This is a genomic window from Sphingomonas cannabina, from assembly GCF_021391395.1.
In the GTDB taxonomy this organism is placed as follows: Bacteria; Pseudomonadota; Alphaproteobacteria; order Sphingomonadales; family Sphingomonadaceae; genus Sphingomonas; species Sphingomonas cannabina.
Window position 1 is genome coordinate 1060380 of sequence record NZ_CP090059.1, and the last position, 14600, is coordinate 1074979.

Here is a 14600-nt window from a genome sequence, read left to right on the forward strand (position 1 = left end):
TTCAGAACGAGGGGAAAGAACAATGAGGACGTTTTCGCTTGCCGCCGCCGCGCTTCTGCTGGCGGGCACGACCCTTTCCGCACCGGCCTTCGCCGACGCGAGCCCGAAGCTGAAATCCGAAGCGGAGGTCGGTGTCGATGCGCGGGCGAAGCTTGCGCAGGAGATGGTCGATTCCATCTTCAGCTTCGCCGAGCCCGGCTTCCAGGAGTTCAGGACGTCCGACTATATCACCGACATCCTCGCCAAGAACGGCTTCAAGATCGAAAAGGGCGTCGCCGGCATCCCCACCGCCTGGACCGCGACCTGGGGCGAGGGCGGGCCGCTGATCGCGCTCGGCTCGGACATCGACGGGCTGCTGGGGCTGTCGCAGGTGCCGGGCATCCCGACGATCAAGCCGCAGGTCGAAGGCGCGCCGGGCCATGGTGAGGGGCACAACTCCGGCATGCCGCTGGTCGTCGTCGCCGCGCTGGCGGCGAAGGACGTGATGGAGAAGCACGGCATCAAGGGCCGGCTGATGATCTGGCCGGGCGTCGCGGAGGAACTGCTCGCCACCAAGGCCTTCTATGTCCGTGACGGCCTGTTCAACGGCGTCGACGCGTGCATCTTCACCCATGTCAGCCGCGACTTCAGTACCGCCTGGGGGCCGCTGCCCAGCAACGGCATGGTCTCCGTCGAATATACCTTCAAGGGCAAGACCGCCCATGCCGCCGGCCAGCCCTGGGCCGGGCGCAGCGCGCTCGACGGCGTCGAGCTGATGGATATCGCCTGGAACATGCGGCGCGAGCATCTGCCGCTCACCCAGCGCTCGCACTACGTCATCACCAACGGCGGCGGCCAGCCCAACGTCGTGCCCGGCGAGGCGTCGGTCTGGTATTATTTCCGCGAGCAGACCTTCAAGTCGATCCGCGAGCTGTTCCAGACCGGCAACGAGATCTCCGAAGCCGCCGCCAAGGCAACGGGCACCACCGTCTCGCGCCGCATCCTCGGCTATGCCGCGCCCAACTATGGCAACCGGCCGCTCGCCGAGGCGGCGTTCCGGAACATCGAGCGCGTCGGCATGCCCAAATGGACCGCCGACGACCAGGCCTTTGCCAAGGCGGTGCAGCAGGCCAACGGCTTCGAGCTCGAACCGCTCGCGACCAAGGTGACGCCGCTCTCCACGCCTGAGAAGCGCGGCCCGTCGATGGGCGGCGGCTCCGACGACATCGGCGACATCATGTGGACCGTGCCGACCATCACGATCCGCTATCCGTCGAACATCCCCAATGCGATTGGCCACAACGTGACCTCGGCGATGGCGATGGCGACCCCGATCGCACACAAGGGCGTGGTGGCGGGCGCCAAGGCGCTGTCGATGACCATCCTCGACCTGATGACGACGCCCAAGCTGGTCGCGGACGCGAAGGCCTATTTCAACGACGTCCAGCTCAAGGACCAGAAATATGATCCGGTGCTGACCGCCGAGGACAAGCCGGCGATTCACCTCAACACCGAGGTCATGCGGCGGCTGCGGCCGGAGATGGAGAAGAATTACTACGATCCGGCGAAGTACCCGACCTACCTGGATCAGTTGGGCATCGCCTATCCCCGAACCAAGTAACCCTCGGGCCCACGGCGCTCCCGCGGGCCCCATGTCACCCTCGCGTCACTTTCGCCGCAAGGAGAAACGATGCCCAAGTCCATGGTCACGCTTCCGCCCGATATTGTGCAGCATTTGATCACCAATTGCCCGGGCCGTACCGACGAAGCACTGCAGCCTAGATTTGGGATCAGCTACAACACATGGCGGCAGATCGAACGGGGCGCAGCGCTTCGCCGATCGCTTGCGGAGCGCCTTATCCGGAGGATCTCGGCGGAACGTGAAAGGTCCGGAAGCGACCAAACAGGTAGATAGGCGGCTGGGGTCAATATTCCGCCGCCGCGGCGCGAAGCGTTCCCGCAAATTGATCGTATGGGATAATCGCATGTTAGCTAACGTATTGTAGCCGCACATTACCGGTCCAAACGATGGCTATTTCGACCCTGCTTCAAACCCGTCAGCCCGCTTTCAGCCCATTTCACGCCATTTGAGCTCGGGCCGCGATCATGTCCGCTTTGGCGCTTAGGGGTCGAAAAGCGGACAGCCGGCAGCCGGCCCAATTCGAGACTTTCCGCTGCATCATGCGCGTACGCGCGTCAGAGCACGCCGACACATGAAGCGTGTCCCCGCAACCATCACTAGAGCAGCCGCTGACTGCGCTTTAGCCGTCCCTCGTGGGCGGCTTTTTTGCGCTTGGGCTCGACCGAGCCTGAGCCGACGCGTCCCCGGCAGCACCTTCAAACTTTCGCCGTTCGGTCATCAAAGTGAAGAATGCGCTGACTAGCGCCGCCCCGAACCCGGAACGATCACGTCCGGGGAAGTTCAGGGGACTTCATGAAGATCACCGCAGGCGCGATCGTGGCGCTGGGCGCGGCTTGCACGCCCGCGATGGCGCAAACCTCGACCGCCGATGCCGATGACACGATCGTCGTGACCGGCACGCGCGAACGCTCGCGCACCCAGTTCGACACCCTCGCCCCCGTCGACGTGCTGTCGGCGGATGGCGTGCGCTCCAGCGTGTCGGGCGATATGTCCGATACGCTCGCCTAGCTGCTTTCCCTCGTTCAACGTCCAGCGCCTGCCCGCGGCGGACGGCCAGGCGTTCGTGCGCCCGGCAACGCCGCGCGGGCTGTCGGCGGATCAGACGCTCGTGCTCGTGAACGGCAAGCGCTATCATCGTTCGGCGCTGCTCGGCACGCGCAGCGCGCATGCGCCCGACCTCGCGAGCATCCCGTCGCTGGCGATCAAGCGGATCGAGGTGCTGCGCGACGGCGCCTCGGCGCAATATGGATCGGATGTGATCGCCGGCGTGATCAACATCACCCCCGACCAGCCGGCATGGACGCGTTCGGCCAGTTTTCCCAGTAAGGAATATCAGGCGGGAGCCCGCGGAGGTATCGCGCCCGGCGACCGCGGCAGCATCGTCTTAACCGGCGAGTACGACAAGTCCGAAGCGACCTCGCGTACGCGCCAGCGGCCGGACGCGATCGCCTTCCAGGCCGCCAACCCGACCATCGCAGTGCTCAATCCCGTGCAGCGCTGGGGACAGCCCGACGAGGAGCGCATCCGCGGCGCCATCGACGCGCGCTACCGGCTCGACGATGTCGCGACGCTCTACCTGTTCAGCACCGCCCAGTCGGCCGATGGCGTGACCGACTTCAACTGGCGCAACCCCGCCGGCACGGCCAACGTCTACAACTCCAGCAGCGCCTTTCCGGGCTTCTCGTTCAGAACGCTCTATCCAGCCGGGTTCACGCCGCGCTTCGGCACCGAATTCAGCGACTATCAGGCGGATACGGGCGTGCGCGGCGAGCTCGGCGAGCGCTTCCGTTACGACGTGAGCGTCGGCCTCGGCCGGAGCCGGATCGACTATACCATGCGCGAGAGCCTCAACGCCTCGCTGAATGCCGCGGCATTCGAGGCGAATCCGCAGCTGCGGCTGGTGCTGCTGACGCATCTCAGCCACCGCACCGGCTTGGTTCTGCCGGTGCGCGAGATTGCGGCGCTAGCGCGTGCCCGCGGCATCGACGCGATCGTCGACGCGGCGCACAGCTGGGGGGCAGCTCGACATGACGCTCGCCGATCTCGATTGCGATTTCGTCGGCATCAACTGCCACAATGGCTTGGCGCGCCGCTCGGCGTCGGGGCGATCCATATCCGCAGGCGTGCGCTGAGCCGTATCGACCGCGATCCCGCCGAGTCGGCAAACGGTCGCGACGGCGTGCAGGCCCGCGTCCATACCGGCACAGCCGATTTCGCCGCGATCCTCACCGTCCCGGATGCGCTCGCCTTTCAGCAGGCGATCGGCCGCACGCGCCGCGCGGCGCGGCTGCGGGCATTACGCGACCGTTGGGTTTCCGCCGTCCGTCCCCTGCCTGGTATCGAGATACTCACGCCCGATGAGCCCGATCTGCACGGCGGCATCACCGCGTTCCGCCTGTGTGGCCTCACCAGCGTCGGGGACAATGCGGCGCTGTCCGCCCGGCTCCTCGACCGCCACCGCATCTTCACCGTGCATCGCGATGGCCCCGCTAAGGGAGCCTGCGTGCGCGTGACCCCGGCTTTATTCAAATATGGATGCTCTGGCGCGCGCGCTCGCGGTCGAAGTGGGGCCGATTTCAGCCGTCAATGCGGAGCGGCGATAGAGCGCTCCATCCATGCGCGCGCGTTTCAGAAGGCCAGCCTCGCGCCGATGGAGATGTAGCGGCCGATCACGTCGTAGAAGGGTGAGTAGAGCGACCCGTTTGGCGCCTGCTTGTCGAGCAGGTTGGTCACGCTGCCGTAGACCTCCATCTTCGCCGACGCGCTCGCCGCGACGCGTACCCGTGCGAGAAGGTCGAGATAGGTATAGGCCCGAATGTGATTGTTGAGCAGCTTGACCGTCGAGTTGAAGTTGCCGGGAGAAATGTAACGCGCGCGCAGCTGGGCTCCGAAACTGTCGCTGTCGTAGCCGATACTGCCGTTGATCCGCCACCTGGGCATGCCGAGGCTGAACGAATTGCCCTGGGATCCGACATATTCGATCGCCGCGACGCCGTCGCCGACCTTGAGGCTGTCGATCCAGCTCGCCAGCAGCCGCAGCGTGAGCGTGCCGGGCAGGTCGGCGAAGGTACGGAGCGGCAGCGTCTGGGAGAGCTCGGCGTCGATCCCATCAGTCCGGTATTCCGAGAGGTTCAGATAAGAGGTGACGGTGCGGGTGATATTGCCGTTCGCATCCCGCTCGACATAGGCACATAGTGCCCGATTGCCGTTGAAGCAGCGCGTGACCAGATCCTGGGCCGAGAGCAGCGTGATCACGTCGTCGATGCGAATCCGGTAATAATCGAGCGACAGGCGGAGGCCGGAAATCGCCGGCGGCGCATAGAGGAAGCCGGCGGTGAGGGTGGTTGCGGTCTCAGGCCGCAGGTCGGGATTGCCCGAGCTGTTGTTCGGGACATAGACGCTGGTCCCCTTCTCAGGGTCGGTGAGCGTGTTGAAGCCGACCGTGAGCTGCGTGAAGAGCTCCGCGAGATTGGCCGAGCGGATATCGCGCGAGCGGGTGAAGCGCGCGCGGAAGCCGGGAAAGACCTCGTTCGTCGCACCCAGCTTCCAGGACCAGATCGTGCCGGTCGTGTCATAGTCCGACAGGCGCACCGCGGCGTTCAGCTCCAGCTTGCGCAGCAGAGGCCGATCGCGCGCCAGCGGGACCAGGATCTCGCCGAAGGCCTCCCTGACGGTGAAGCCGCCGGAGATCGGGGCGAAGTTGAACGAGCGGAATGCTCGGGCGAGGTCGAGCTCGCCCACCGTCTGCTCGATCGCCTCGTGCCGCGTCTCGATGCCCGCGGCGATCGAGACGGGGCCTGCCCAGAGTGTGAATGGCTCGCCGCGCAGGCTGATTCCCGCCACGTCCAGCTTCGTCGTGGCGCGCTGGCGCGGCGTGCCGGTGACATAGGCGAGCGCCTCCGCCGTGGGCGAGCCTTCGCCGAACAGGTTGATGGGCACGCAGGCGCTCGACGGATCGGTGAGCTTGACGCGGCAGATCGGCTGGCCCGTCGCCGGATCTCGCACCGCATCTACCGCCTGGTTGAAATTGGCGCCGATCACGAAGCCGGGCGTGTCGATGTCGTTGCGATATTCGCCGTGGCTGTAATAGCCGCTCCAGCGCCAGCGCTTGCCGATCGTCCCGTCCAGCGCAATCGTCCCCTGCGTCGTCACCCGCTCGAAATCGATGCGGGGGAAGGGGAAATCGGAGTTGAACCGGCCCATGGTGAAGCCGGCTTCCCCGGCCGCGAGCAGCTGCGCGCTGATGGCCGGCGACAGGAAGGCATTGTCCCGCGAGATGACGATGTTGCCGCGATTGTGGTCGCCAAACCAGATATAGTCGTTCCACATGCGCGAGTGGCGCAGCTCCGCGGTGACCTTCACGGCGTCGGTCGCGTCGAAGCTGACGTGGCCGAGTGCGCTGTACCGTCGCTGCGGCGTGACCAGTGCGCTGAGGTTGTCGTTTGACGGCCCCTCGCCGCCGATCATGTCGCTGCCGACCACGGTGCCGTAGCGGAAGTCGCGCAGCGATCCGTCCGGGTTGAAGACCTGGCCCGCCAGGACGCCGCTCAGGATCAGGCCGCCGGGGGCCGCATTGGAGAACCCGACGTCGGGCGTCAGCCTGAAATAGCCGTTTCCCGCAGACACGCTGACCCAGCGCCCGACGCTGGACCGGGACGTCTTGGGGATGATGCCGTCATTGCCGAGATATTCGGCGCCGAGGATCACATGGCCGCGACCTCCGGCGAAGGGCGTGCCGAACGCGCTCTCGAAACGGTGTTCGGCCGCGTCGCCTCGCGAGGAAATCCCCGCCTGGGCGCCGAGCTTGAGGCCGTCGAGCTCTCCGTCGAGGACGATGTTGACCACGCCAGCGACCGCGCCGGAGCCCCAGGCCGCGGAGGCGCCGCCGGTCACGACGTCGACCGACTTGATCAGCACGGTCGGCACCGTGTTGAGATCGTTGTCGCTCGAGAAGCGCCGCCCATCGAGCAGCACGAGCGTGCGGTTGATGCCGAGGCCGCGCAGGTCGACCGGCGCCATGCCCGCGCTCGTGTTGGTACCGCTGGTTTGCGGCGAGATGGTTCCACGGAACTGCGGCAGGTCGTTCAATGCGGCGGCGACGTTCGAGCGCGCGCCGACGTCGAGGTCCATTCTGGTTATATGCGAGGTCGGGGTCGGGGCCTCGAAGCCTGGCACGTCGATGCGTGAACCGGTGACGACGATATCGGCGACGTCATCGATCTTCACCGGCGCAGGCTCGGGAATGACCGCCACGCGGTACTCGCGTCGCGGCGGGGATGCTCGCTTGGAGATGACGTAGGAACCGCCGGCGGTGACGGTGAAGTCGAGCCCCGATCCCCTGAGCAGGCGGCGCACCGCCTCGGCGGCGCTGTAGGTGCCATTGAGCGCCGGAGCGATGCGCCCCCTGGCGGCGCTTGGCACGAAGATGACGTTGGTGCGGGTGATGGTCGCCACCGCCTCGAGCGACAGCGACAGGTCCTGCCGGGGCAGCGAGAAACGGAACCTGGCGGCAGTCTGTGCCTCAGCGGCCGTCGCGGCCATGCACGCGAACACAGACAGCGATATCGCCAATCCCCGTATCATGGACCCCTACCCCGCATCGCCGGATGGTTCCGGTCGATCGGCGGATGATAGATCGCGATACGCCGCGGATGGCAGGGAGATGTGCTCAAGGCGTCAAAAGCACCGCTTTGTCCTCGCGCCGCACCTTGAGGCCGTGCAGCTGCGCCACCGCTGCGGCGAACTCCGCCGGATCGTCGTTTGCGAACACGCCTGAGATGGGTAGCGCGCCCAACCGCGCATCGTTCACCACCACGCGTTCCCGACCGTATCGGTTCACCTCGGCGACCGCTTCCGACAAGGGCGTGTTGCGGAACAGGAGCTCGCCACGGCGCCAGGCGGTGACCGCATCGAGCGCCGGCCGATCGAGCAGCGGCGCCGCCTCCGGACTCGCCGAAACGCGCTCACCCGGTGCGAGGACGGCGAGTAACCGTGGACGCTCGCCGATACGCATGACCTCGACCTTGCCACGCAGCAGCGTGACGCGGACCCGCTCGCCATCGCGCCGTACCACGAAGCTGGTGCCGACCGCCTTGATCTGCTCGTCGCCGGCCCTGACGACGAATGGCCGTTTGGCATCATGCGCCACGTCGAACATCGCCTCGCCGCGGTCGAGCAGCACCTCGCGCTCGTCGCGGTCGAACTTCACCGTGATGTGGCTGTCGGTGTTGAGCGCGATCCGGCTGCCGTCGTCCAGGGTTGCGGTGCGTTGCTCCCCGGCGCGGGTATCGAAGGTCGGTGCCTGGTTGAGATAGAAGGTGATCGCTCCCGCACCTGCCAGCGCGGCCACCGATGCGGCGAGCGCCAGCGGCACGAAGCGCCTTCGCGCCGGGCTCCGCGGTTCCTCGTCGAGTTCGACCGCGCCGGGCAGCAGCTCCCACAGCTCGGTGGCGCGCTCGAATGCCTCCTGGTGCGCGGGATCGACCTTGAGCCAGTCCTGCAGCGCTCCCTCGGCCTCACGCCCGCGCGGGCCGTGCAGCCTGGCGAGCCATGCCGACGCCTCCGCGTTCAGGCGCGTTCGCTCCTCCTTCGAGCGGATCACCATTGTTCCATCCAGTTCATCATCTCCAGGGTCGCTCGGGCGACCTGCTTCTCCACTGCGGGGATCGACATCCCTTCTTCTTCGGCGATTGTCGCGTAGTTGACTCCGTCCAGCCGGCGGCGGAGCAGGATGCGGCGGGTGCGCTCGGGCAGGCGCGCCAGGCCGGCGGCGGCGTGCTTCAGCCGTGCCTGGGATTGCAGCACCTGCTCCGGGTCCGGCGCCGCATCGGCGATGCTGAACACGTTTCCGGCGGAGAAGGGCGCCCGGCGCTCCCGGCGCTCGGTGTCGATCGACAGGTTGACCGCCGCCTTGACCAACAGCGCTTCCTGCGAGCGTACCGCGTGCTTCTGCTCGTAGCGCTCCACCTTCAGGAAGGCTTCGTGCACCAGATCCTCGGCATCCTGATCCGCGACGCCACGCCGCCTGAGCACGGATCGGACATGCCGCAACATCTCGTTCAACTGGCTCATCGCGCTCCCTGGCCGTTTCCTACACGATGCGGTGGACGAAATCCGAGACCCTTTCTCAACGGCCGACATTGTGGGCGATCGTCCGCCATTCGATCTCAGACAGCGGAAGGGTGGCGAGCGCGGCGTAATAGGCGCCGAGGTCGCGCGCGAACGGCCAGTCCGATGCCGGCAGGAAGTGCCCCGGCCCGATCCTGCGTATCAGGGCGACCAGCGCCGCCTTGTCCTGACCCGATGCCTCGGCAGGCTTGATGGCGGCGAGGTCGAAATAGAGATCGGCACAGAGCGTCCGGTCCTGCTCGCAGGCACCGGCGAAGACGCCGAGCGCGTCGAGCGTCGCGGCATCGATGCCGCCCCAGCCTGCGGCATGTGCGATCTGTACCGTCGTGCCGCGTGCGGCCGGCAGCACTTGGTCCACGAAGATGCGCGCTTCCTCCGCGCCATAGCCGGTCGCCCGGTTGCGCATGTGGATCATGATGCGCAGATGCGCGGCCGCCGCGGCGCGGAGGGTCTCCGTCAGCATCCTCACCTGATCGGGCCGATGATAGTCGAAGCGCGAGTTGGCGAGATGCAGCTTGATTCCGGCGACGTGGCGATCGCCCCGCCAGCGCTCGATCTCCGGCAGCGCCGTCGCGGTGAGCGGATTGACGCCGATATAGGCTTCGAGCCTGTCCGGATGGGCGCGGGCCAGTGCTACAGTGAAGTCGTTCGCCTTGCGGACGATCTCCGCGTGATCCGGGACAGGCGGCACCATCATCGGGCTTTCCGCCAGATAGGCGGTCGACATCACCCGCGCGCGCCTGATCCCGGCGGCGTCCATGGCCCGCAGCAGGTCGGTCACGGTGAGCGGGCTGGTGAACTCGGGATCGCATTTGCTGGTCCTGCCCGGGCTCGCGCAATAAGCGGGCAGGAAGGCGAGGATCGCGGGCGAATGCACATGCACGTGGTGGTCGACGAGCACCGCCGGCGGTCGACGGTCCGCTGCGCCTAGCAACGCAGCGGACAGCAGGACCGTCGCGGCGATCGCGAGCCCGCGGACGAAGATCAACGCCTCCCTTCGCCGAGCAGAGTCTGCTTCCAGAACAGCACGCTCGCCCAGAAATAATAGTCCTCGTTCTCCTTCTTGTGGAAGACGTGGCCTTCGTTCCCGGCGAGCAGGTGCCAGACGGTGCCGCCCTTGCCGCGCACGGCATTGACGATCTGCTCGGCCTCGCTCGCGGGCACGCGCGGGTCGTTGCCGCCGGTCGCGATCAGCAGCGGCACGGTGATCTTGTCGACGCTGGTGAGCGGGGAAATCTCGATCAGCTTGGCGCGCTGCTTCGGATCGCGTTCGTCGCCATATTCGACGCGGCGCAGGTCGCGGCGATAGGACTGGGTGTTCTCGAGGAAGGTGACGAAGTTGGAGATCGCCACATAGCAGTTCGCGCCCCTGAGCCGGGCCGAATAATGCGTGGCGGAAGCGTAGCACATGTACCCGCCGTAGGAGAGGCCGGTCACCGCGAAGCGGGCGGGATCGAGCGTCGCGTCCTTGGCCAGCGCGTCGAGGAAGGCGCCGACGTCCTTCACCGAATCCTCGCGCTTGTAGGGACCGTTGTCGAGGTTCACGAACCTCTTGCCGAAGCCGGTCGAACCGCGGACGTTGGGGAAGAACAGCGCGATGCCGAGCTCGTTGAGGTAGTAGTTGTCCGGTCCGAGGAAATCCGGCCGGGTCTGCCCCTCCGGGCCGCCGTGGATGTTGACGATCAGCGGGCGCTTGCCGGGGAACTTCGCCGGATCGGGGCGGTAGAGGAAGCCCGTCACCGTCTCGCCGTCGAAGCTCTTCACCTCGACGAGTTGCGGCTCGACGTTCTTTGCGGGATCGAGCCCGCCGGTCTCGCTCGCGGTCCAGCGCGTCACCGCCAGCGTTTTCGGATCGACGGCGAAGGCATCGCCCGCGACGCGCGCGGAGGACATGCTGAGGCCGATCGTGCCCCAGGGGGCGATCTCGATCGCCGATCCGATCGCGTAGGGAATCACGCCGGCCGGCAGGCCGGTGACGTCGCGGGTCGTTCCCGCCTTGGTGTCGAGCACGTGCACCCGGCTGATGCCTACCTCGTTGGTCGCATAGGCGATGAAGCTGCCGTCAGGAGCGACCGCATAGTCGGTCACGTCCCATTTCGGCTCCTTGGAGACCGGGGCGAACCTGCCGGTGCGCGGATCGAGCCGGCCGAGCCGCACGAAATCGGAATCGATGTCCGACAGCACCCAGATACCGCCGTCAGGCGCGTAGCGAGGGGCGACATAGGAGACCTCGCGCTTGAGGTCGTTCAGCGCGCGCATCCGGCCGGTCTTGAGGTCGAGCTCATAGACGTCGGCACGGTTGATCGACATGCGATTGACGACCAGCGCCGTCCCGCCGTCGGCGGAGAAATCCGCGATGTTCCAGCCGCCGCCCTTGACCGTCGCGACCAGATGGTCGGACTTGGGATCGCGCGGATCGATCACGTAGAGATCGGCGTCCGCCCCGTTGCGCCGGGTCGAGGAATAGCCGAGCAGCTTGCCGTCGGGACTCCACGCGCCGAACCAGTTGCGGCTCTTGCCGTCGGTGAGCAGGTGCAGCCGGCCGTCGACCAGCCGGTAGAGCTGGAAGAACTCGCCGCCGCCGACGTCCTTCTGCACCACCGTCACGTCGCCGGCGCCCGGGGAGGCGCTGGCCATGATGACCGGCTCCTCCTCGAAGCTCAGCTGGGTGCGGTCGGCGCCGGGGCCGCGGACCTTGTGCACCTGGTCGGTGTTGGCGAAGCGCGTCTTGATCAGCATCGAGCGGTCGGCCGCGTCCCAGCCGAGGAACACCGCCTTGCGCGCCTGGAGATAGGGCTGGGTCTCGGCGGCAAGCGCCGGCGGGATGGCGGGGATGCCGTCGGCGACGATCGCCGCAGGCTTGGCGACCTGCGCGGTTGCGGTCATGGGGAGCAGCGCGAGCGCTGCGGCAAAGGCAGGACGGAGGAACATCGGGCAGTCTCCAGAACCGGAACCGCCCGGCAGCTGGGCCGGGCGGTCGGTAGTCGCGACGATCAGAAGCGGATGCGGGCGCCGAGCGTGAAGTAGCGCCCGAACACATCGTAATAGGGCGAATAGAGCGACCCCGGCGGCGGGTCCTTGTCGAACAGGTTGGTGATGTTGCCGTAGAGCTCCATCTCCCGCCCGTCGGTCACCGGCACCTTCACCTGCGCCTGCAGGTCGAAATAGGTGTAGGCGCCGATGTGGTTGTTGGTGAGCGGGATCTGGTTGTTGTACTCGCCGGGCGAGATGTAGCGGGCGCGGACGAGCCCCGAGAAGCTCTGGTTCTCGTAGCCGACCGATCCGTTCACCCGCCACGCCGGCACGCCGAGGCCGAACGAATAGCCCTGCGAGCGGACATATTCGAGCTTCAGTTCGCCGTCATCGGTGGTGAGGCTGTCGACCCAGGTGCCGAGCAGGCGGAACTTCATCCTGCCGTCGGCGGAGGCGAACAGGCGGTTCAGCGGCAGGATGTAGGAGAGTTCGGCGTCGATGCCGTTGGTCTTATAGCTTGCCAGGTTCACGTATGTAGAGACGGTGCGGGTGATCTCGCCGTTCCCGTCGCGCTCGACGCGCGAGCACAACGCGACATTGCCTCTGAAACAGCGTGTGACCAGGTCCTGTGCGGAGATGGTGGTGATGACATCGTCGACGGAAATGTCGAAATAGTCGACCGACAGGTTGAGACCGCCGATCGCCGGTGGCGAATAGGTGAAGCCGAATGTCCACGTGTCGGCTTTCTCCGGCTCCAGGTTCGGGTTGCCGCCGCCGTTGCTGAGGACATAGACGGTCTTGTCCTTCTCCGGGTCGTAGAGGGTGTTATAGCCGGTCGTCGTCTGGGTGTAGAGCTCGCTGAGATTGGCCGAGCGGATGTCGCGCGAGCGCGTCACCCGGCCGCGGAAGCCGGGGAAGAACTCGTTGGTGGCGCCGAGCTTCCACGACCAGATCGCGCCGGTCGTGCTGTAGTCGCTGACGCGCACCGCGCCGTTGAACTCCAGCTGGCGCAGCAGCGGCGTGTCGTGGATCAGCGGCACCAGGATCTCGCCGAATGCCTCCTTCACGGTGAAATGGCCCGACATCGCCGAGAAGCTGAAGGTGCGGAACGCCTTGGCGGCGTCCTGCGCGCCGACGGTCTGGACGATCCCTTCCCGGCGCGCCTCGATGCCGACCGCGAAGGAGACCGCGCCGGCGGGCAGCTCGAACGGCTCGCCGCGCAGGCTCACGCCGCCGACGTCGAGCTTGGTCGTGGCGCGCTGGCTGGGCGTGCCGGTGACATAGTCGATCGCCTCGTGCGACGGTGCGCCCTGGCCGAACAGGTTGATCGGGACGCAGTTGGTGCCCGGGTTGGTCAGCGCGATCCGGCAGATCGGCGTACCGCCCGGCCCGGTCACCGAATCGACCGCGTTGGCGAACTCCTGCGTCAGCAGGAAGCCGGGGGTGTCGATGTTGTTCTGATATTCGCCGTGGCTGTAATAGGCACTCCAGCGCAGGTTCGACCCGACCTTGCCGTCGAGCGCCAGCGTGCCCTGAGTCACCTTCCGCTCGAAATCGATGTACGGATAGGAAAGATCGCTGTTGAACCGGCCCATGTAGAAGCTGGTCTCTCCGGCATTGGCGAGTGCGGTGCGCACCTCGTCCGACAGGAAGGCGTTGTCCGACCGGATCAGTATTCCCGCCGGTGTCGTGCTGGTCAGCGTGTTGCCCTGCACATGGTCGCCGAACCAGATGTAGTTGTTCCACATGCGCGAGTGGCGCAGTTCCGCGGTGACCTTGATCGACGGCGTGATGTCGTAAGTCAGGCGCCCGAGCGCGCTATAGCGGCGCTGCGGAGTGACGAGCGGGCTCAGGTCGTCGTTGGACGATCCTTCGCCGCCCGTCATGTAGCCGGCGATCACCCGGCCGTAGTCGAAATCGCGCAGCGAGCCGTCGGGATTGAACGTCTTGCCCTTCAGCGCACCCGAGGTGATCAGGCCCCCAGGGGCCGAGGTGGAGAAGCCCACGTCCGGTGTCATCGCGCCGCCGAACGGCGCCCAGCGGCCGACGTTCTTGCGGGCGGTCTTCGGCACGATGCCGTCGCTGTTGAAATATTCGCCGCCGATCACGAAGTGGCCGCGGTCGTCGTCAAAGCCGAAGCCGGCCTTGCCCTGGAAGCGATGCTGCGCGGCGTCGCCGTATCGCGAAATGCCGGCCTCGGCGCCGAGCTGCAGTCCGTTGAACTTCTCGTCGATTCCGAGATTGACCACGCCCGCCACCGCGCCCGAGCCCCAGGCGGCCGAGGCGCCGCCGGTCACGACCTGCGCGCTGCGGATCATGATGTTCGGGATAGTGTTGAGGTCGTTGTCGCTGACGATGCGGCGGCCGTCGACCAGCACCAGCGTGCGGTTGATGCCGAGGCCGCGCAAGTCGACCGGCGCGTTGCCGGCGCCGGTGTTGGTGCCGGTGGTCTGCGCCGATGTGGTCGCGCGGAACTGCGGCAGATCGTTGAGCGCCGCGGCGACGTTCGGGCGCGCGCCGACCGAGAGGTCTTCGGCGGTCACGGTCAGCGTCGGCGTCGGCGTGTCGAAATTACGGTCGATGCGCGATCCGGTGACGATGATCTCGCCGCCGTCCGCGGCCGGCGTATCCGCCGGAGCTGACTGCTCCTGCGCTGCCGTCTGAGCCGAAACGCCTGCAGCGGCGAAGATCGCCGCGCACGCCCCGATGACACTGCCAAACCGGATGAGACTGCCAGATCGCGTCATGTGACCCCCTGTTCCAGCCGGCGGTCCATCGCCGCGGGCTTCCACAGGGGAAGACGAACGGATTTCACAAAACCGACATATTTTCGAAAAATCTTCGGATCGGATCGACATTCAGCAATTTAGCCCCTCCC

General features: G+C 66.6%; 9 protein-coding genes. 3 read left to right on the forward strand and 6 right to left on the reverse strand.

What is annotated here, in order from left to right:
* Positions 1 to 22 precede the first annotated feature (22 nt).
* The 3 genes from LZK98_RS05260 (at position 23) to LZK98_RS05270 (ending at position 4283) form a co-directional block, all read left to right on the forward strand.
* On the forward strand, positions 23 to 1600 hold the full coding sequence (locus LZK98_RS05260; RefSeq protein WP_233785350.1) for an amidohydrolase: 1578 nt from the start codon (positions 23 to 25) through the stop codon (positions 1598 to 1600).
* 813 nt (positions 1601 to 2413) lie between these two features.
* Positions 2414 to 2629: a hypothetical protein gene (locus tag LZK98_RS05265; protein WP_233785351.1), complete on the forward strand. Its 216-nt coding sequence runs from the start codon at positions 2414 to 2416 to the stop codon at positions 2627 to 2629.
* Positions 2630 to 2684: 55 nt separating this feature from the next.
* Positions 2685 to 4283: an aminotransferase class V-fold PLP-dependent enzyme gene (locus LZK98_RS05270; RefSeq protein ID WP_233785352.1), complete on the forward strand. Its 1599-nt coding sequence runs from the start codon at positions 2685 to 2687 to the stop codon at positions 4281 to 4283.
* On the opposite strand, the gene LZK98_RS05275 is transcribed toward LZK98_RS05270, so the two are convergent.
* From LZK98_RS05275 to LZK98_RS05300, 6 genes are all read right to left on the reverse strand, one after another.
* A complete protein-coding gene (locus LZK98_RS05275; protein WP_233785353.1) occupies positions 4250 to 7162 on the reverse strand; it encodes a TonB-dependent receptor in 2913 nt (970 codons plus the stop codon). The two genes, LZK98_RS05270 and LZK98_RS05275, sit on opposite strands and share 34 nt — an antisense overlap.
* 127 nt (positions 7163 to 7289) lie before the next feature.
* Positions 7290 to 8222, reverse strand: coding sequence for a FecR family protein (locus tag LZK98_RS05280; protein ID WP_233785354.1), 933 nt, complete (start codon positions 8220 to 8222; stop codon positions 7290 to 7292).
* The gene (locus tag LZK98_RS05285; RefSeq protein ID WP_233785355.1) at positions 8219 to 8692 is read right to left on the reverse strand and encodes an RNA polymerase sigma factor; all 474 of its coding nucleotides are present in this window, start codon (positions 8690 to 8692) and stop codon (positions 8219 to 8221) included. The genes LZK98_RS05280 and LZK98_RS05285 overlap by 4 nt, the downstream gene beginning before the upstream one ends.
* A gap of 55 nt (positions 8693 to 8747) precedes the next feature.
* Entirely contained in the window at positions 8748 to 9737 is a 990-nt protein-coding gene (locus LZK98_RS05290) for an amidohydrolase family protein (RefSeq protein WP_233785356.1), read from the reverse strand.
* The gene (locus LZK98_RS05295; protein ID WP_233785357.1) at positions 9734 to 11680 is read right to left on the reverse strand and encodes a S9 family peptidase; all 1947 of its coding nucleotides are present in this window, start codon (positions 11678 to 11680) and stop codon (positions 9734 to 9736) included. Before LZK98_RS05295 ends, LZK98_RS05290 begins: the two co-directional genes overlap by 4 nt.
* Before the next feature lie 62 nt (positions 11681 to 11742).
* A complete protein-coding gene (locus LZK98_RS05300; RefSeq protein WP_233785358.1) occupies positions 11743 to 14469 on the reverse strand; it encodes a TonB-dependent receptor domain-containing protein in 2727 nt (908 codons plus the stop codon).
* Positions 14470 to 14600 lie beyond the last annotated feature (131 nt).

Excerpts from the sequence above, each read along its gene's own strand:
- LZK98_RS05295 (WP_233785357.1), bottom strand. The coding sequence starts at position 11,680 with ATGTTCCTCCGTCCTGCCTTTGCCGCAGCGCTCGCGCTGCTCCCCATG.
- LZK98_RS05265 (WP_233785351.1), top strand. The coding sequence starts at position 2,414 with ATGAAGATCACCGCAGGCGCGATCGTGGCGCTGGGCGCGGCTTGCACG.
- LZK98_RS05275 (WP_233785353.1), bottom strand. The coding sequence starts at position 7,162 with ATGGCCGCGACGGCCGCTGAGGCACAGACTGCCGCCAGGTTCCGTTTC.
- LZK98_RS05285 (WP_233785355.1), bottom strand. The coding sequence starts at position 8,692 with ATGAGCCAGTTGAACGAGATGTTGCGGCATGTCCGATCCGTGCTCAGG.
- LZK98_RS05260 (WP_233785350.1), top strand. The coding sequence starts at position 23 with ATGAGGACGTTTTCGCTTGCCGCCGCCGCGCTTCTGCTGGCGGGCACG.
- LZK98_RS05300 (WP_233785358.1), bottom strand. The coding sequence starts at position 14,469 with ATGACGCGATCTGGCAGTCTCATCCGGTTTGGCAGTGTCATCGGGGCG.